Below are 18,405 nucleotides of genomic sequence, written 5' to 3'. Positions count from 1 at the left end.
GATCTCCAGTTCCTCCTGGCCGATTCCCCGCGCCCGCCCGGGAATCGACCGGGACCCGACCGGCCGCGCCCGTCCCACGCCCCGAGTGCGCCCGGAGCGGTCCCGCAGGATGGGGGAAGAGGGCCGGAACCGGCTTGTAGGGGGCGCGGGACGGTGCGATCCTTCCGCCATGTCGCTCACACAACTGCCGGACTACGGGGCGGTCCTCGCGGAGGTGAGGGAAGTGCGGCGGGCCGGGATCGTGCGATTGCGGGACCTCAGGCTGCCCGTGCTGACCGGGATGTCGGCCGGTCCGGGGGAGGGGGACCCCGGAGAGCCGCACTTCCCCGCCGTCGAACGAATGTTGCGCACCGCGGTGGCCGCGCTGGGCGGCGGAACCCTCCAGGAGGCCGCCGAGTACAGCCTCGGTCTCGCCCGGGGAACCCGGGACTGGCCGCCCGCGGACCGGCGCAGGCGAGCCGCCCGGGTGTACGGGGTGAGCGTGGAGCGGTTCCGCAAGCACCAGGAGTTGATGGTGCTCGGGCAACTCGCCGAGCAGCTCGTGCGCGGCGTGACCGGGGGGCAGGCCGAGCCGGTCGTCACCGCCGGCCCGGCCCGCCGACTCGCCCCGAGCCACCGGCGGATCGAGGTCACGGCCGGCGGGGGCACCCACCACGTCACCCTGCACGTCCACGCCGTCGACCTGCTGCGGGACATCGACGTGATCGTGTCCCCCTCCAACACCCATCTCGCCCTGCCCGAGCCGTACAAGTCCTCCGTCGCCGCGTCCCTGCGGCGCGCGGGCGCGTACCGGGACCCCGCCGGCCGGCTGGTCGAGGACCGGATCCAGGACGAACTGCGGTCGTGGACCGAACGGTTCGCGCCCGGGTCCCTGCCCGTCGCCCCCGGCACGGTGGCCGTGACCGGCGCCGGGGCCCTCACCCGCCAGGGCATCCGCCGCATCCACCACGCCGCGGTGGCCGTGCCCCGGCCCGGAACCAACGACTACGACGTGCTGCCCGACGACGTCACGCGAGCCGTCACCCGCGTCTTCGCCCTGCTCGCCGAGCCGGGCGGACCGGAGACGGGGACGGGGACGAAGGCGTATACGGCGACGGATCCGGGCGCGGTGGGAGCGGAGGAACGGCCCCTCGGGTCCGTCTGCCTTCCCCTCCTGGGCGCCGGGCGCGGCGGCCTCACCCCGACCGAGAGCTTCGCCGCGGTCTGGGCGGCGGTCGAGGCCGAACTCGCCCGCGGCGGACCGTGGGACATCCACCTCCTGGTCCGGCGCGCCGAACGGGCCGACCTGATCGCCGCGTTACTCGCCGGCGCGCCCACCGATGGCTCGCCCGACCCCTCCTCCGGCCCCTCCCCCCACGCCGCGCCGCCTGCCGGACGGCCGACATGAGCGACGCCCGTACCCGGCTGGCCACCGTCGCGGCCGAGTGGGACGAGCTGCGGCCCCGCCTCGAACCGGCGGCCCTGCACACCCTCTCCCTGCTCCTCGCCGGCCTCCGCGAGGCCACCGGCGAAGCCGCCGACCGGGCAGCCCGGCACGCCGCCCGACTGCTCGGCGAGCAACTGCCCGACCGGTTCCCCGCCGACGGCCGACTGACCGCGGCCCCCACGTCGTCGCGCCCTGACCTCGGCCACCTCGGCTTCAGCGCCGACGACCTGGTCGTCCTCGTGCTCGACGGCCACCGCATGGTGGGGCCCGTCCTCGGCGAGGTGCGCGAACGGCTGCTCGCCGCGCCCTCCCTCGGCGAGGCCGAAGCCGCGGAGCGCGGCTGCGACCCGAACGCCCCCGGCCTGATCAGGCTGCGCGGACCCGGCGGCCCGGTCCGGCTCCCCGCCTTCCAGTTCGCCCGCGACGGCCGGGTCGTGGAGGTGGTCCCCGAGGTGAACCTGCTGCTGGAGGCGGACCGGGACCCGTGGGGCGCGGCGGACTGGTGGCTGTCCCCGAACGCCTGGCTGGCCGAGGTCCCCGCACGGCTGCTCGGCACGGTCGCGGAGCTCCAGGTGCTCACGGCCGCCCGGTTCCTCCGTGAAGGGGAGTGACGCGTGCCCCACTACCGGCCGCCCACCGAGCCCACCGCCACCCCGACCAAGGTGGCCCTCGCCGCGGGCACCGCGCTCTACCGGGTGCACTCCGCGCGCCGGGAGGCCGCCGCCTTCAACCCGGTGCCCGCGCACTGCCTGTACGGCGGAGGCCGCTTCGACGCCACCGCCTGCGATCCGTACGGCTACCTCTACGCAGGGCTCACCCCCGAGGCCGCCGTCAGCGAGAGCGTCCTGCACTCGCTGCCCTTCGATCCGGCGGGCGGGGCGCGCCTCGTACCGCGCGTCGCGGTCGAGGGTCGCAGACTGTCCGTCCTCCGGTCGACCGTCGACCTGGACCTGGTCTCGCTGGTCACCGGCCAGGACCTGGCCGCCGTGCACCAGGACAGCTGGCTGGTGCAGACCGAGGCCCGCGACTACCCGTACACCCGGGACTGGGCGCACTGGATCCGCACCCACACCGACCCGTGGGCGCAGGGGTTCCTGTGGTCGTCCAAACGGGACCCGGGTGCGCGGGCGTTGGTGCTCTTCGGCGACCGCTGCCCGCCCGACGCCCTGGTCGCCACCGCCGACGCGCCGATCGACTTCGCGACCGCCGACGGGCGGTACTGGCTCGACGAGGTGTTGTTGCCGTACCACGCACGACTCGCCCCCTGAACCCGCCCTCTGGACAGGAGCCGCAGTGGAGGACGCCGACCGTATCGCCGCCTGGCGGATCGAGCGCGAAGACGTCATGGAAGCCCTCTCCGGCCTGGCCGCCGACGATCCACGGATCGTCGAACTCTGCTGTGAGGCAGGAGAGCTGAGCTACACGCTCTTCGAGGAGTCGGGTGAACGCGAAGACCGGGACCTGGCGGCCGAGGCCTACGCGCACGCGTTCCGGCATCCCGCCGGCGGGCCGATACCGGCGCGCCACCGGATCATGTACGGCCATCTGCTGGCCCTGGACCACGACGAGGAACCCGCCCCCGCGCTCGCCGCCCGCGTCCACACCCTCCTGACGGAAGGCCTCGCCGGGCTCCCCGACGATCACGACCACCGGGACACGGCCGTCTTCGCCCGCCGCCTGCTCGCCTTCATCACCAAGATCCGCTTCCTGGAGACCGCCGACGACCCGGCCCTGCTGGACGAGGCCCTGGACGCCAACCGGCGCGCCCTCGACGACGTCGACGGCCCCGACCCCGAACTCGACGAGGTCCTCGGCGGGCTGTGGCAGTACCACGGCGTCCTGGCGAACGAGGCGGCCTCCTACGCGACCTCGGCGCGCCACTACGCACAGGTACTGGCCGGAGGTTCGCCGGACCGGGACCTGCCCCTGATCCACCAGGCCCGTTCCGCCTCCCTGATCATGCTGGGCCGCACGGCCGCGGACCGGACCGCGCTGGAGGAGGGGTACGAGGAAGGGCTGCGCGCCCTGGCCGCCCTGCGGGGGGCCGCGCCCGAGCCCGCGTGGGCACGGGACACCCGACTGCGCGTGACGTTCGCCCGCACCTTGATCGCCGGCACCTGGGACGACGAGGCGGAAGGGGCCCGGGCCGAGGCGGAGATCGCCGAACTGCTCTCCACCGAAGCGGAGATGGACGCCCTCCCCGTGCTCTACCTCGGCATGTTCGGCCGCCTGCTCTGCGTCCGCGGCCAGGTCCGTCTCGACGTCGACCTGCTGGATCACGCCGCGGCCCTGCTCACCCGGGCGTTCGACCGGTGGGACATCGCGCACGACGGCCCGATCACCGAGACCGGGCTCGCCCTGGCGATGGTCCAGCACCTGAGGTTCGACACGGACGGGGACACGGAACGACTGCGGGTCGTCGTACGGGCCGTCCGGCGGGTCCGCGAGGACGACCGGCTCTCCCGGGAGGTCACCGACATGGCCCTGGGCCTGCTCGGGGCGGCCCTGGTGGGGCTGCCCGAATCCGTGCGGCCCGACGCCGGACCGGACGTGGTGTCCGAAGAGGAACTGGCCCGGGCCTACGAACGCTTCCAACGGAGCTACATGGAGGGAGAGTTCGACTTCGGCATGGACAACCACCTGCTCGCCGACGATCCGCGGGCGCGGGAGCGGTGGGAACTCCGGTACTCGATGCTGTTCGAGGGCTGGGAGCGGACCGAGCCGGGAAGCCGCCTGCGGGCGGAGCGCGCCGGAACCCTCCTCGCGGCGATGCCCATGCTCGACCCCCACGGGGACCGGATGGGCGCGGAACGCGAGGAACGACTGGTAAGGGAGATGTCGTCCTACGCCGAGGCCCATCCCGAATGGCGCGCCCGGGGCCACGCGGGCCTCGCCGGTTGGCGGTTCGCCCAGGGAATGGCCGGCTCGGTGTCCCGGCTGACCGAGGCGCTGGAGCACTTCGACCTCGCGATCGCCGCGGGGAACACCAACCCCTGGGTGCGCTACGGGCGACACCAGGCCATGCGTCAACTGGCCCAACTGCGAGGGGTGACCGAGGGATCGGTGCCCGGCGGCGCGGAGTGGGACGAGGTGCTCGACGCCCTCGACCTGGGGCCGCACATGGGCGAGATGCTGGTGTGTCAGGATGCCGCGGCACAGGTGCGTCTCGCGGTCATGCGGGGCGATCTCGCGGCGGCCGACCGCGGACTGGACCGGGTCGCCGGGATCGTCGGGCGCCTGGATCCGGACAGCACCTCCCACACCGAGGGATGGGTGCTGCTGGAAAGCGCCCGGATGTACCGGGAGGACCTCGCGGCCCGGCTCGGCGTGCCACCCGCGCCGGCGCCGGCCGGGCGGCCGTCGATCGCCGAGCTGCGCCTGCGGGCGGAGCGGTTCCCCCGACCACAGCGCGCCCACCTGCTGGGGAGCATGGCCCTCGTGTGGCAGGGCGAGGCGCTGCGCCGCGCCGACGTGCCGCGGATCCGGGAAAGCCTGGAGGTGTCGGCGGAGGCCCTCGCCCTGTCGGCGCCCGGGAGCGAGGCCTGGATCCGCTTCGCCTCGAACACCGGCGGCGTCCACAGCGCCCTGGTCATGGCCAATCCCCAGGCCGGATCCCCCGACCGGGCCCGGGACCTGGAGCGTGCCATCACCCTGCTCGAAGGAGCGGCGCGGGCCATGGACGGCCCCGAGCACCGGTTGTGGGCGCTCACCACGCAACCCCTCGGCCGCTGTTACCGGGTCCGGGCGGACCCGAACCGTCGCGACCGGGAGAACGGCCGACGCCTCGGCCTCGAATCGCTGCGCGGGTTCGTCTGGTCCGCCCTGCTCCAGTCCGGCAGCCAGGACGCGGCGGAGGCCGGCCGCCTGGCGAGCGACCTCGCGGGAGAGGTGGTCGGCTGGTGCGTCGCCGACGGCGCGCTCGACGACGCCGTCCGGGCCCTCGACGCCTGCCGGGGCCTCATCCTGCACGCGGCGACCACCAGCCGGTCGGTGCCCGAACGGCTCATCGCCGCCGGCCGGGACGACCTGGCCCGGGAATGGCTGAGCCGGGGCGCCGACGAGGCGGCCGACGACATGCCGAGCACACTGCGCCGCAGCGTCGTGCTCGCGCTGACCGAGGGCGACACCCGGCTCCTCGACCCGCCCTCGCCCGCCGAGATCGCCGCCGGGCTGCGCGCCCACCGCAAGGACGCCCTGGTCTACCTCGTGCCGTCCACCGCCGACTGCCCCGGGACCGCCCTGGTGGTCACCTCGCGCGGCGAGATCCGGGAGGTCGCGCTGCCGAGCCTGCGCGAGGACGCCGCGCCGCTGCGCCGGTACCGGCCCGCCTCCGGCGGGCGCGACATGGAGCCGGTCCCCGGCCACGGCGCGCCCCGCCCCGAACCGGCCCCGCCGCTGCGCGACCAGCTCGACCGGCTCTGCTCGTGGGCCTGGCGGGTCGCCGTCCGGCCGCTGCTCGACCTCTTCCAGGCGTCCGACCGGCCCGGACGCGTACCGCGCCTGGTCCTCGTCCCGATGGGTTCGCTCGGCCTGGTCCCCTGGCACGCCGCCTTCACCGCCGACGGGAGCGGCCGCCGCTCGTACGCGATCGAGCGCGCGGAGTTCTCGTACGCGGCCTCCGCCCGCCTGCTGTGCGAGGTCGCCGCGCGCCCCCGGGCCCCGCACGACGGGACCGCGCTCGTGGTCGGCAACCCCACGGGGGACCTTCCGTTCGCGGGGGAGGAGGCCGAGGCCGTGCTGCGGGTCTTCTACCCGGGCGGTCAGTACCTGGGGCTGCGCACCGGCGACGGCAGCCCCGACCAGGTCGCCCGGTGGTTGCACGAGCACGCCGACGACGGCGCGGTCGTGCACCTGGCCTGCCACGGAACCGTCACCGAGAACGGGCCGCGCAGCTCCCACCTCTCCCTCAAGGGAGGCGAGTTGACGGCCGAGGAACTGGCCGACGCGGTGCACGGACGGCTCGGCCTGGTCGTCCTCGCCGCCTGCCGCAGCCAGGTCTCGGGACGCGGCCACAACGAGGCGTACAGCCTGTCCTCGGCCTTCCTCGTCGCCGGCAGCCGCTCGGTGATCGGCTCCCTGTGGCCGGTCCCGGACGACGCGACCTCCGTGCTGATGTTCATGACCCACCACTTCCTGCGCCGTGAACAGGATCCGCCCGCCCGGGCGTTGCGGCGGGCCCAACTGTGGATGCTGGACCCGGGACGGCAGGTGCCGGACGGGCTGCCGCCGGCCCTGACGGCCCGGCTGGCGCACCTCGACCCGCACGACCTGAGCGCCTGGGCCGGCTTCACCCACCTCGGGCAGTGAACCCGCGCACCCTTCCGGGCGCGGTCTACGCGGGGCCCGACGTGCGCAACGCCAGGGTGCTCGCCGCCCACTGGCCGGCCCCGGCGGGCCGCGCGGCCACCATGTCCCGTGACCGGGGCGCGGTGAGGCGCAACAGACCGTCGGCCGGCGGCCCCGACGCGGACCGGTGGGATCCGGCGAGCGGGTCCCACCGGTCCAGGTGGAACGGCACCGTGTTCAGTTCCCCCTCGGCCACGACCAGCGTCAGCCAGTCCCGCGCGAACGCCCCCGGCCGGCCCGTCCGGGAGGCGGGCAGCACCATCCGGATCGGGTCCCCGTCCAGCGCGTGCCCGGTCATTCCGCCGCCGATGAACTGACCGGGGAACAGCGACGAACCGGCGCCGAAGCGGTCGTCGAGGTTGACCAGCACGCACCACAGCGGCCGGGGGCCGGTGTTGCGCAGCCGCACGGTGACCCAGGGCGCGCGCGGGCCGTCGTAGGCCAGGGCGATCTCCCCGTTCCCGTCGGGCCGCAGCGGCTCCTCCCGGCCCCAGGGGACCACCTCCACCCGAACCCGCCCGGCCAGCGGCGAGAGCCCCGCGTCCAGATCGCGGATCCGGTGCCAGTGCGTCAACCGGGCCAGACAGTCGGTCAGCCGCGCCGCGTCGGCGGCGCCGGCCAGCGGCAGCGGGTCCACGTACGGGGAACCGTCGCGCCGCAGCACGCGGGCCCGCGCGCCGCGCACCTCCACGCGGAACCAGACACGGGCCGACCGGGCCTCCAACGAGTCGGCGGCGACCGGACGCAGCAGCGGGGACGGGGGCAGGGCGACGTCCTCCCCGTCGAGCACGACCGCGGCCGGGGGCAGCGCCAGGGCCGACAGGGCCACCGGACGCACCGATCCGGGCTCGGGCGTCCAGCCGTCCGGATCGACCAAGCACCGGTCCGCGCGCACCGCCCGGACCCGTACGACGCCCTCCGCCGCCGCGAACTCGGTACCGGCCCCACCGGTCAGCCCGTGCACCCGCCCGCAGTCCACCTCCCAGCCCTGCGGCCCCTCCCGCAGCAGGTACGGGCTCGGCCCGGCGCCCCCGTCCGGGGGTCCGGGCAGGACCGGCCGGTCCGCGAGTCCACCCGGCTCGGCCGGGAACAGCACCGGCTGCTGCCCCGAGAGCACCCGCCGCACGCCCGCGTCGGCCGCCGCGAGCAACTCCCGGCCGGTGACCGCGGGCCGGGCCCCGCGCAGGGCGTCCAGCAGGGCGTGGGAGAACACCCCGTGCACGACCGGCCCGCCGGGCGCGTCGAAGCGCCGCTCATGGGAGAGCTGCCCGATCCGGCTCGCCGCCAGCAGCAGATGGTGCGGCCGGGGGTCGGGTCCGACCGCGTCCCGGGACGCCGAGGGCGGCTCCCAGTCGGGCAGGGGCGGGAGGTACCGGGCGGCCGTACCTTCCTCGCGGCTCGCGCCGCCGGAGAAACAGCAGTCCAGGACCGCCACCACGTGCCCGCCGGCCGTCGCCGCGGAGTCGAGCAGGGCGCCCAGGCGCTTGTCCGGCAGCGGCCCGTCCGCGCACACCACCGCCTGGCAGCGGCCCGTCGGCTCGATCCTCAGCTCCTGCGGGGTGCTCGCCGCGTACTCCGTGCCGTGCCCGCTGAACCAGAGCAGCGCGGTGTCCCCGGGGCCCGCCTGCTTCAGGTGCGTGCGGACGGCCTCCTCCACGGCCGCGACCGTCGCCTCCCCGTTCAGCAGGGTCAGCGCCCGCAGCCGGCCCGGAGCCCGGCGTTCCAGCGCCGGTCCGGCCGCGGCGACGTCGTTCACACAGCCGCGCAGCCGCGCGCGGACCCCGATCCGGTACTCGTCGATGCCCACGAGCAGGGCGTAGACCGTCCCCATGCGCCCAGTCTTCCAGCCGGCCCCTCGCGCGTGTGGCCGAACACCGGTCGATTCGGGGTCACTTCGCGGGTGGGCCGGGGGCGCCGCGTCGGGGTGGGCGGCCGCGGGCGGTCAGCGGGCGGCCGTACGGGGCTTCGTCTGCTGGACGGCCCAGCCGTTGCCGTCCGGGTCCGAGAAGTACACGAAGGACCCCCAGGGCATGTCCTGGACCTCCGTGACCTCCACGCCCCGCCCCCGCAGGTCGGCGTGGGCCGCCTCGATGTCGGTGACCACCACCTGCATGTTGTCCAACGACCCGGGGGCCATCCGGGTGAGCCCCTTGCCCAGCGCGATCGAGCAGGCCGATCCGGGCGGGGTCAACTGGACGAAGCGGATCTCCTCGCTGACCGTGACGTCGTGGTCGGCGTGGAAGCCGATCTTCTCGTAGAAGGCCTTGGCCCGGTCGACATCGGTGACGGGGACGGCGACCAGCTCCAGCTTGATGTCCATCACGACCTCCACGATCGGCAGCGGCCCCGGAGTACGGGCCTTTCGGCATCATGCGCCCGGGGCGGGCGTCCCGCCGCCCGGCGCGACCCCGACCTCCGCGCCGGCCCCGACCTCCGCGCCTGCCCCGACCGCCGCACCGGGCTCGCCGGACCCGGTGGGCTCGCCGCCCCCGGCGTCCCCCGCGTCCTCGGAGGCGAACTGGGTCCGGTACAGCTCCTCGTACCGGCCGCCCGCCGCCAGCAGCTCGGCGTGCGTGCCCCGCTCCACGATCCGGCCCTCCTCCACCACCAGGATCTGATCGGCGGCCTGCACGGTCGACAGCCGGTGCGCGATCACCACGGCGGTCCGCCCGGCCAACGCCTCGGCCAGGGCCTCCTGGACCGCCGCCTCCGAGGTGGAGTCCAGGTGGGCGGTGGCCTCGTCCAGGATCACCACGCGCTGGCGGGCCAGCAGCAGCCGGGCGATGGTCAGCCGCTGCCGTTCGCCGCCCGAGAGCCGGTACCCGCGTTCACCGACGACGGTGTCGAGACCGTCGGGCAGGGAGGCGACGAGGCCGTCCAGCCGGGAGAGGCGCAGCGCCTCCCAGATCTCCTCCTCCGTTGCCCCGGGCCGGGCCAGCAGCAGGTTGGCCCGCACCGACTCGTGGAAGAGGTGGCCGTCCTGGGTGACCATGCCGAGCGTCGCCCGGATCGAGTCGGCCGTGAGGTCCCGTACGTCGACGCCGGCGATCCGCACGGCGCCCGCGTCGGCGTCGTACAGCCGGGGCAGCAACTGGGCGATGGTCGACTTGCCGGCGCCGGAGGAGCCGACCAGGGCGATCATCTGCCCGGGCTCGGCCCGGAAGGACACCTCGTGCAGCACCTCGGTGCCACCCCGGGGGTCCAGTGTGGCGACCTCCTCCAGCGAGGCCAGCGAGACCCGCTCGGCGGAGGGGTACCCGAACGACACCCGGTCGAACTCCACCGCGACCGGGCCCTCCGGCACGTCCACGGCGTCGGGCTTCTGGTCGATGAGGGGTTTCAGGTCGAGGATCTCGAAGACCCGCTCGAAGCTGACCATGGCGCTCATCACCTCGACGCGGGCACCGGCCAGCGCCGTCAGCGGGGAGTAGAGCCGGGTGAGCAGCAGGGCGAGGGCGACGACGGAGCCGGCCTCCAGGGTCCCGCGCAGCGCGTAGTACCCGCCGAGCCCGTACACCAGCGCGAGCGCCAGGGCGGAGACCAGGGTGAGGGCGGTGATGAACGCGGACTGCGCCATCGCCGTGCGGACGCCGATGTCCCGCACCCGGGCCGCGCGGGCGGCGAACTCGGCGGATTCGTCGGCGGGCCGGCCGAACAGCTTGACGAGCGTGGCGCCGGGGGCGGAGAACCGTTCCGTCATCTGCGTGCCCATCGCGGCGTTCAGCGTCGACGCCTCCCGCTGCATGGCCGCCATCCGCGCGCCCATCCGGCGGGCCGGCAGCACGAACACCGGCAGCAGGACCAGCGCCAGCAGGGTGATCTGCCAGGAGATGCTCAGCATCACGACGAGGGTCAGCAGCAGGGTGACGGTGTTGGAGACCACCCCGGAAAGGGTGTTGCTGAAGGCCCGCTGGGCCCCGATCACGTCGTTGTTGAGGCGGCTGACCAGGGCTCCGGTCCGCGTGCGGGTGAAGAAGGCGACCGGCATGCGCTGCACGTGGTCGAAGACCGCCGTCCGCAGGTCCAGGATCAACCCCTCGCCGAGGGTGGACGACAACTTGCGGGTCAACAGCCCGAGCCCCGCCTCGACGACCGCGATCACCGCGATCAACAGGGCGAGCCGGGTGACGCGGGCAGTGTCCCCACCGCCGACGATCGTGTCCACGACCCGACTGGCGAGCAGGGGAGTGGCGACCGCGAGCAGCGCCGTGACGACACTGAGCAGCAGGAAGAGGGTCAGCCCGCGGCGATGCGGGCGGGCGAAGGCGGCGACCCGCCGCAGGCTCGCCCGGGAGAGCGGGCGACGATCCTGCTGTGCGTTGATCGCGCTGTGGAGCGAGGTCCAGGCGGTGACTTCCATGTCCATGACCCGAACAGTAGGACCTCAACCAAACGTGAGGTCAAGGCATCGGCCCTCACGTGCCCTGGATGGCTGCCAACCCCCGCTCGCACGAGGGACATTGGAGACTCTCGTGCGTTGTCGGAGCCCGATGGCATCATCGGGGGATGACGCAGGGATCAGAGTCCGTTCCGTCCGCCAGCTCCTCCCGCCCCGCAGCAGACAGCGTCCTCGACCGCTTCGAACGATGGGCCCGGGACACCCCGAAGGCGCGCGCCGTCACCGCCGTCCCCGGCAGCCTCACGTACGGGGAACTCGACGTCCGGGCCAACCGGTTGGCCCACCACCTCCTGGCCGCCGGCCTGCCGCCCGGCGGGCTCGTGGCCATCGGCACGGCCCGGCAGACCGAGATCGTCGTCGCCCTGCTCGCCACCCTGAAAGCCGGCGGCACATACGTCGTCCTCGACGTCGAAGCCTCGGGCAGCGGGCCGCGCCGGCTCGCCACCCTGGAACCCTTCGCCGTCCTCACCCACGCCGCCCACCAGGCCCGCCTCGACGACGGCCGCGACCTGCGGTTCATCCGCCTCGGAGCGGAAGCCGGCGCGATCGCCGAGCGGCCCGCCGAACCCCCCGCCCGCACCCGCGCCCGGGACGCCCTGCTCCAGTTCACCGGTGCGGCGCAGCCGCGCGCCGTGGCCCTCACCCACACCCTGCTGCTCGCCGCCCACGAGGCCTGGGAGGCGGTGGCCCGGCCGACCCCCGAGGACCGGCACCTGATCACCACCGGGTCCGACGTCACCGCCTTCACCACCGGCTGGACCCGGGCCCTGTGCTCGGGCGGCACCCTCGTCCTCCCCGACCGGGGCCCGTGGACGCCCGACACCGTCCGCGCGGCCGTCGGAACCGAACGGGTCACCGTGGTGCACACCGACCCGGCGGGCGCGGCCCACCTGCTCCTGCCCGAACGCGAAACCCTCCGCGACGCCCGACCCGGAGCGCCGCTTCCCCGTCAGGACGACGACGCGGTGCGGTCCGTGCGCCTGCTCCACATCGCCGGCGATCGGCTCCACCTCGACCAACAGGCTGCTCTACAAGCCAGGTTGCGCCCCGGCGGACGGGTGCTCAACGTCTACGGATCCACCGAGACCGCCGGCATCGGCACCTGGTTCGAACTGTCCCAACTGCCGGGACCGCTCGACGCCCCCGAGGAACTCTCCCTCATCGGCTCCCCGTTCCCCGGCTGTCGGGCGGAACTCCGCGACGGACAGCTGTACCTCGGTCCGCCGGGTGGCGGCGACGCGATCCCCGCCGGCGACCTCGCCCACGCGCGCCCCGACGGGCTGTGGGAGTTCGGCGGCCGGATCCGGGACCGCATCCACCTCGACGGCCACCCCTTCGACCCCCACCCCCTGGAAGCCCTGATCCGCTCCCACGAACACATCGGCGCCGCCCTCGTCGCCGAGATCGAGGTCGGCCGGGGGGTGCGGCGACTCGTCGCGTACCTCTGCCCGCCGCCCGGCGGGGGCACCTGGCTCCCGGGCGGCGACTTGCCGGGCTCCGACCAACTCCGCGACCACCTGCGGGGGAAGGTCCCCGAGGCGCGGATCCCGCGCACGGTGGTCAGGCTGCGGGCCCTGCCGCGCAACGCGGCGGGTCAGGAGGACCGGGCCGCCCTGCCGCGACCGCCCCGACTGACCGACCCGGCGACGTCGGTCCGCAGGGCGGGCGGCAAGTACAGCCCCGCGACGGGTGGTTCGGAGTTCCCGATCGGCTGCGCCATCGGCTGCGGATCGCTCGTCCTCGGGGTCATGGCGCTCATCTTCACCGACGTGATCTGGCCCGGCTCGACCGAGCTCGCGGGCATACCGGCCCCCTGGGCACCCCTGTTCTTCGTCCTCTACCTCTGCGAGTGCCTGGCCTTCGGCGCGGGCCTGATGTTCCTGTTCTCCGGCCGCCCGAGGATGCGGGAACAGGGGCGCGGGGCGGGGCTGACCACGGCCGCCCACCTCGCCGTGGTCTACCTGCTCGTCGCCTGGTGGCCCCAGGACAACCTGTACCGCCTGGCGGCCAAACACGACTGGCCGCGCCAGGCCGCCCTGGTCTACGCCTTCAACATCCCCCTGATGATCGCCGGCGCCGTCGTCGTCGCCTACCTCATCCGGAAACCGGCCTCGGCCTTCGACTTCGACGACTGATCCAACGGCCCGCCGACACGGCCCGCACGGCCGGCCCGGACGGATTCGCGTCCGCGCCGGCGGCCCGTCCGGGCCCGGGCGGGGGCCCGTCCGGGTCGTCGAACCCCATCGCCTTCCCGACCCCCAGGGCCTCGGCCCGCACCAGGGCCTCCGCCGCGTCCAGCACCGCCCGGTCGCGCGCCGCCACCAACACGCCCAGCCACGGCGCCGGATCGCCGGCCCCGGTCGGGATCGCCGGAACGAACACCGCCCCGAGGCCCGCGCAGCCCCGCGCCAGGTCGGTGCACCACTCGTCCGCCCGGGCCGGCGGCAGCCTCGCTCCCAACTCCACCCGGTCCACGATCCGTACCAGGTGCCCCGCGCCGCGCAGCGCGTCGAGCCGGGCCGCCACCATGAAGGCGATCGACGGCCCGGTCAGCCGCAGGTTCGTCTCGGTCGGCGCGAGGAGTCCCGCCCCGTCGACGACGAAGTCCACGTCGAACCAGCCCTGGTAGCCGGCCGCGGCCAACTCCCGGCCCACCGCCTCCCCGAAGCGCGACAGGGGCCCCTCCGCCGCCGCGGGCACCACGCCGGGACCGACCGTCGCGCCCTGGTATCCCCCGTCGACGACGTCCATCACCGCCCCGCCGACCGTGTGGACCCGCCCCGAGCCGTCCACGAACCCGTCGTACGTCAGATCACCCGCACCGTCCGCCCCCGCCGGGCCGGACACGTACTCCTCCACCAGCAGCGGGCCGCGGGGCAGCCCCCGGACCAGCGCGCGGGCCCCGCCGGCGGCCCGGACCCGCTCGGGAGACGCGTGCGTGGTGCCCGAACCCCCGACCCCGTGCTCCGACTTGAGCACGCTGCTCTCGCCGCGCGCCACCCGGGCCGACAGCAGCCGCACCGCCTGCCGGCGGCCCGCCGCCCGCCACTGCCCCGGCAACCTGATCCCCGGATGGCCCCCGGCCGCGAGGATCCGGCCGAACAGGGTGTGCGCCGCGGACTTGGACTCGTAACGCAGGTCGCGTGCGCGCCACGGCCGCCCCGACAGCCGCCCGAAGGGCTCCGTCAGCCCCCACGGCACGAGGGCCGGCGCGCCCTCCGCCAGCCGCGCGGCCAGCGCCGGCCGGGACCGTACGGCGTCCGACAGGCCGGGCCGCCCCGCCGCGAGCCCGTCGTACACCTCCACCTCCCCCCATTCCAGCTGCCGTGCGACCAGGCGCGTCCAGCCCGGCGACACCGCGAGCGGCAGCACCAGCGCGGCCGGTTCCGGACCGTAGAAGGCGGCCAGGCAGGCGTAGTGGTGCGCGGCCCGCTGCTCCCGGTCCAGCGACGGGTCGCCGAACTGCGCGTTGAACTCGGCGACATTGCCCACGTGCACCGACGGCCGTCCACCGGTCCACTCCCGCGCCCAGTCCGCGAGCGGGACGGGCGCCACCTCGAAGCGGACCAGCCCCTGCGGGGCCCCCGTCCCGGCCACCGCGCCCATCGCCCGGTAGAACCCCGCCGCGTGCGGATCGGCGTCGATCAACAGCCGACGCGTCCCCAGCGCGACGGCCCGGCGCACCACGTCCCGGTACAACAGTCGACCGATTCCCCGGCCGATGGCCGCCGGATCCACGAACAGCAGGCCGAGCCTCGACACGTGGCCGGCGGGATCCCCCTCCAGCGAGGCGAGCCCCCGCACCGTCCCGTCCGTGTCCTCGGCGACGACGATCCGCCGGGCCGCGACCTCCTCCGCCCGCACCCGCAGTTCCTCGGCGCAGCCGGCCAGGAACCGCTCGTCGTACCCCCAGTACGCCTTGGACCGCAGCACCAGCGCGGACAGCTCCCCGGCCTCGTCGGCCCGCGCGGCCCTGAGCTTTGCCATTCCCTGACCTCCCCATGGTCCGCCGCGACACCGTGCGATAGATTCGGCCACCCATACGGCGGACACGCCCTCCCCTTCCTACCCACCCGGAGACAGGCTTCTCAATGAGCGACATCATCAATGGACTTGGTCGCACCAGTGCGTTCGGCGCCCTCGGCCTGGTCCTGCTGATCCTCGGCATCGTCCTGGTGGACGTGCTGACGCCCGGGAAGCTCCCCAAGCAGATCTGGGAGGAGCGCAACCGCAACGCCGCGCTCCTGCTCAGCTCCGCGCTCCTCGGCATCGGCGGGATCGTCTTCACCTCGATCTGGACGACGTACGACGACTTCGGCAAGGGCCTGCTGTCCACCGCCGCGTTCGGCCTCCTCGGGCTGATCCTGATGGCCGTGGCCTTCCTGGTGCTGGACCTGGTGACCCCGGGCAAGCTCGGCGCCATCGTCGTCGACCCGGAGCCGCACCCGGCCGTCTGGGTCACGGCCTCCTGCAACCTCGCCGTGGCCGCGATCGTGGCCGCCTCGATCGCCTGACGCACGAGCGCGCGCCCGGCCCGGCCCCCGTCCCCGCGGGGCGCCCGGCCGGGCGCCCCGCCATCCGACGACGGGCAGCACCTGCCGGCCCTCCCGGACCGTCACGGGGATGCCGTCCGCCGCCTTCGACAGCCGCGCCTCGAACGCGACGGAGGCGGCACCCGCCGCGCGGCGACGCCCACCGCCACCACGCCGACGCGCACGAACCGGGCGGTGTCTCGTCGGCGCATCACAGGGTCCCTCTCGCGTCACGGTGCCGGTCGCCACGACGGGCACGCCAGGGACGTGCCGGGAACGGCGCCGGTTCCCTCCCTCCCGGTCGGCGGACCGACCCGGTCCTCCCGGTCCCGGCGGGCCCTCAGGCCAGGCCCGCCGCGAACACCGCGAAGCCCGCCGCCAGCAGCCCCGCCGCGGTCCGCCGCACCGCCGTCGCCCCGGTCCAGGGCTCCTCGAACCGCCGGGCGTACCGGGCGATCCCCACCAACAGCGCGCCGAAGACCGGCAGCCACGCCGCCCGGGCCAGGAGCCACCCCACACTGTCCGGAGCGGTCGTCAGACCGGCGGCCCCGCCGAGGAGGGATCCGGGCACGACCGCCGCCAGCATCGCCGTCTGGTGCCAGCACAGGACCGTCATCGCGCACAGGTTGACCACGACCACCGGGGCCCACAGCGCCGGCCGGGCGAGGAGCCGCGCCAGCCGGTCCCGCAGCAGGATCGCCGCCCCACACTGGGCGGACGCCAGGGCGAGCACGAGCAGCGACGGCGGGTGCGAGTTGGTCCGCGCCTCGCCCGGTACGCCCACCATCGACGCCGGGTAGTGGAACACGGTCAGCAGCGCCGCGAACAACACGGACCCGCCGACGAGCAGCAGCCACGCCCCGCGCCGGTCGATGCGCCGCTCGCCCCAGGACACACCCAGCTGGTACGCGAACAGCCAGCCCGGCAGAATGTTCAACAGGGCCGCCCAGGACGGCACCGAGTCCGCGAACGGCCCGTACCGCAGGAAGTCCACCACCGCCACCGACCCGAACAACGGGGCCGCCGCCCAGCCTCCGAGCCGGCGCGCCGCCCGCACGCAGTACGGGGTCAGCGCCGTGACCACCACGTACACCCCCACGAACCACAGCGGCTGGACCACCAGCGTCGCCCCGGTCCGCAGGGTCGTCTCCGGCACCCCGGCCGCGTACGCCACCGGCGCGACCAGGGCCCACACCGCGGTGACGCCGAGCACCGGCCGCCCCAGCCTGACGATCCGACCCTTCAGCCACGCCCCCGTCGAACCGCCGCGACGCCGGAAGGAGAGCACCGACGCGTACCCGCCCACAAGGAAGAAGACGCCGAGCATCTGCAGCACCCAACTGGCCGGGGCCAGGCCGCCGAACGACGCCAGCGGGCTCGCGTTGTGCAGCGCCCCCTCGTCGTCGAGGGTGAGACCGCCCAACATCCAGTGCCCGATCGGCACGGCCAGCAACGCCAGGGCGCGCAGCCCGTCGATCGCCCGATCGCGGTGGACGGGGGTCCGCGCCTCGATCCGGTGGGCCGTTTCCCGCAGCGAGATCGTCACGCTCATCGGGCCACCCCATCCGCGATCGACGCGAAGGCCGCCAACGAACGGGTACCCGTGGCGAAGTAGCCGGTGTGACCCCGAACGTCGCCGGCGGGGATCCGGCGGGCACCGAACGCCGGGGACGTGGGATCGGCGCCGTGCCCGATGCCGGCGACCTCGACGTTCGGTACGTCCGCGATCCAGTCGGAGGGACCGCGCGCCGCCCAGACCCGCGCCGCCGTGCCCAGCCCGGCGGCGGTGCCCGCCCGCATCCCCGGGGAACCGAACACGACGACGTCGCTCGCGTCCGTGTGCCGGGCCGCGAGTCCGCACACCACCGAGCCGTAGCTGTGGCAGAACAACACCGGGTCCGGCGCCCCCACCGCGTCCAACCCCGCGGTGAACCGGGCCAGCCGGACCGCCCCGACCTCCGCCAGCCGCCCGTCGGCCGCGTCCAGCCCCACCCCCACCGGGGTGGTGTACCCGGTCCACGCCACGACGGCCGTGTCCCCGGCCGTCGCCGACCGCAGCGCCCGCGCCATCCCGGCGGGACCGGTGTGCGGCGTGCGCCGCGCGTCGTACGTGGTCGCGTCGTTGTCGGAACCGGGCACGATCACCGATACGTGCGCCGCGCGCTCCGGATCTCCGAACACCTCCGCGACCTGACCCCGGTCGCGCGGGTCGAAGGCCAGGATCCGGCGGCCGGGCCCCGCGAGGGACTCGAACCGGGCCTCGCCCGTCGCGAGGACCGCCAGCCGGTTGGCCTCGTACCTCAGAGGGAGCGGAGCCCCGTCCAGATTGCCCACCACGAGGGGATGACGGAGCAGCAGCCGGCGCCGCCCGGACTCGTCCAGCCCGGCGAAGAACGCCGCGACCTCCCGGGGCGGGGCGCTCGCCGGATCCGGCAGCCTCCGGCCGGACACGCTGTCGGCCCGCCAGGCGTCGGCGCCCGGCGGCGGGCCGGTGACCGCCCGCTGGCTGTCGGCCGAAGCCCATCCCGCGGTCCCCGCGACCACGGCAACCGCGACGGCGGCGGTGACCAGTGTCCTTCCGAAGCGGCGCATGCCCCTTCTCCTCTCCTCGTGACGAGGAGGAAGGTAGGAAGGAGGTACCGGCCGGCACGTCCGACCGGGGAGCCAACCCCGATGTCATACCCCGGTAGGGGGTGGAGGAG

12 protein-coding genes are annotated in these 18,405 nt (G+C 75.1%); 6 read left to right on the top strand and 6 right to left on the bottom strand.

The window, feature by feature from the left end; genetic code table 11:
- The first annotated feature begins 169 nt into the window (after positions 1–169).
- From OTB19_RS20685 to OTB19_RS20670, 4 genes are read left to right on the top strand one after another with little or no spacing between them, the layout of a single operon-like run.
- Positions 170–1,387: a hypothetical protein gene (locus OTB19_RS20685; protein ID WP_267799833.1), complete on the top strand. Its 1,218-nt coding sequence runs from the start codon at positions 170–172 to the stop codon at positions 1,385–1,387.
- On the top strand, positions 1,384–2,037 hold the full coding sequence (locus OTB19_RS20680; RefSeq protein WP_267799832.1) for a hypothetical protein: 654 nt from the start codon (positions 1,384–1,386) through the stop codon (positions 2,035–2,037). The genes OTB19_RS20685 and OTB19_RS20680 overlap by 4 nt, the downstream gene beginning before the upstream one ends.
- Before the next feature lie 3 nt (positions 2,038–2,040).
- Positions 2,041–2,694, top strand: a complete 654-nt coding sequence (locus OTB19_RS20675) for an RES family NAD+ phosphorylase (protein ID WP_267799831.1) — start codon at positions 2,041–2,043, stop codon at positions 2,692–2,694.
- A gap of 25 nt (positions 2,695–2,719) precedes the next feature.
- Positions 2,720–6,733: a CHAT domain-containing protein gene (locus tag OTB19_RS20670; protein ID WP_267799830.1), complete on the top strand. Its 4,014-nt coding sequence runs from the start codon at positions 2,720–2,722 to the stop codon at positions 6,731–6,733.
- 25 nt (positions 6,734–6,758) lie between these two features.
- Here the strand turns inward: OTB19_RS20670 and OTB19_RS20665 are convergent, their stop codons facing one another.
- The 3 genes from OTB19_RS20665 to OTB19_RS20655 form a co-directional block, all read right to left on the bottom strand.
- On the bottom strand, positions 6,759–8,603 hold the full coding sequence (locus tag OTB19_RS20665; protein WP_267799829.1) for a caspase family protein: 1,845 nt from the start codon (positions 8,601–8,603) through the stop codon (positions 6,759–6,761).
- A 111-nt stretch (positions 8,604–8,714) separates the two neighbouring features.
- Entirely contained in the window at positions 8,715–9,092 is a 378-nt protein-coding gene (locus tag OTB19_RS20660) for a VOC family protein (protein ID WP_267799828.1), read from the bottom strand.
- 48 nt (positions 9,093–9,140) lie between these two features.
- Entirely contained in the window at positions 9,141–11,138 is a 1,998-nt protein-coding gene (locus tag OTB19_RS20655) for an ABC transporter ATP-binding protein (RefSeq protein WP_267799827.1), read from the bottom strand.
- 140 nt (positions 11,139–11,278) lie between these two features.
- Here OTB19_RS20655 and OTB19_RS20650 point away from each other — a divergent pair, with 140 nt between their 5' ends.
- Positions 11,279–13,306, top strand: coding sequence for an AMP-binding protein (locus tag OTB19_RS20650; RefSeq protein ID WP_267799826.1), 2,028 nt, complete (start codon positions 11,279–11,281; stop codon positions 13,304–13,306).
- Here OTB19_RS20650 and OTB19_RS20645 read toward each other — a convergent pair.
- Positions 13,266–15,158 carry a GNAT family N-acetyltransferase gene (locus tag OTB19_RS20645; protein ID WP_267799825.1) on the bottom strand — a complete coding sequence of 631 codons (1,893 nt, stop codon included), beginning with the start codon at positions 15,156–15,158 and terminating at the stop codon, positions 13,266–13,268. The genes OTB19_RS20650 and OTB19_RS20645 overlap by 41 nt on opposite strands.
- A 104-nt stretch (positions 15,159–15,262) precedes the next feature.
- Here OTB19_RS20645 and OTB19_RS20640 point away from each other — a divergent pair, with 104 nt between their 5' ends.
- Positions 15,263–15,685 (top strand): DUF350 domain-containing protein, encoded by a 423-nt coding sequence (locus OTB19_RS20640; protein ID WP_267799824.1) that lies wholly within the window; start codon positions 15,263–15,265, stop codon positions 15,683–15,685.
- 358 nt (positions 15,686–16,043) lie between these two features.
- Here OTB19_RS20640 and OTB19_RS20635 read toward each other — a convergent pair whose 3' ends face one another.
- Positions 16,044–17,255, bottom strand: coding sequence for an acyltransferase family protein (locus tag OTB19_RS20635; RefSeq protein WP_267799823.1), 1,212 nt, complete (start codon positions 17,253–17,255; stop codon positions 16,044–16,046).
- Positions 17,252–18,295: an alpha/beta hydrolase gene (locus tag OTB19_RS20630; RefSeq protein WP_267799822.1), complete on the bottom strand. Its 1,044-nt coding sequence runs from the start codon at positions 18,293–18,295 to the stop codon at positions 17,252–17,254. The genes OTB19_RS20635 and OTB19_RS20630 overlap by 4 nt, the downstream gene beginning before the upstream one ends.
- Positions 18,296–18,405 lie beyond the last annotated feature (110 nt).

Source organism: Streptomyces sp. H27-H5 (assembly GCF_026627505.1).
Classification (GTDB): domain Bacteria; phylum Actinomycetota; class Actinomycetes; order Streptomycetales; family Streptomycetaceae; genus Streptomyces.
This window is presented reverse-complemented; position numbering and strand designations above follow the sequence as displayed.

Excerpts from the sequence above, each read along its gene's own strand:
- OTB19_RS20685 (WP_267799833.1), top strand. The coding sequence starts at position 170 with ATGTCGCTCACACAACTGCCGGACTACGGGGCGGTCCTCGCGGAGGTG.
- OTB19_RS20680 (WP_267799832.1), top strand. The coding sequence starts at position 1,384 with ATGAGCGACGCCCGTACCCGGCTGGCCACCGTCGCGGCCGAGTGGGAC.
- OTB19_RS20665 (WP_267799829.1), bottom strand. The coding sequence starts at position 8,603 with ATGGGGACGGTCTACGCCCTGCTCGTGGGCATCGACGAGTACCGGATC.
- OTB19_RS20660 (WP_267799828.1), bottom strand. The coding sequence starts at position 9,092 with ATGGACATCAAGCTGGAGCTGGTCGCCGTCCCCGTCACCGATGTCGAC.
- OTB19_RS20655 (WP_267799827.1), bottom strand. The coding sequence starts at position 11,138 with ATGGACATGGAAGTCACCGCCTGGACCTCGCTCCACAGCGCGATCAAC.
- OTB19_RS20650 (WP_267799826.1), top strand. The coding sequence starts at position 11,279 with ATGACGCAGGGATCAGAGTCCGTTCCGTCCGCCAGCTCCTCCCGCCCC.
- OTB19_RS20645 (WP_267799825.1), bottom strand. The coding sequence starts at position 15,158 with ATGGCAAAGCTCAGGGCCGCGCGGGCCGACGAGGCCGGGGAGCTGTCC.
- OTB19_RS20640 (WP_267799824.1), top strand. The coding sequence starts at position 15,263 with ATGAGCGACATCATCAATGGACTTGGTCGCACCAGTGCGTTCGGCGCC.
- OTB19_RS20635 (WP_267799823.1), bottom strand. The coding sequence starts at position 17,255 with ATGAGCGTGACGATCTCGCTGCGGGAAACGGCCCACCGGATCGAGGCG.
- OTB19_RS20630 (WP_267799822.1), bottom strand. The coding sequence starts at position 18,295 with ATGCGCCGCTTCGGAAGGACACTGGTCACCGCCGCCGTCGCGGTTGCC.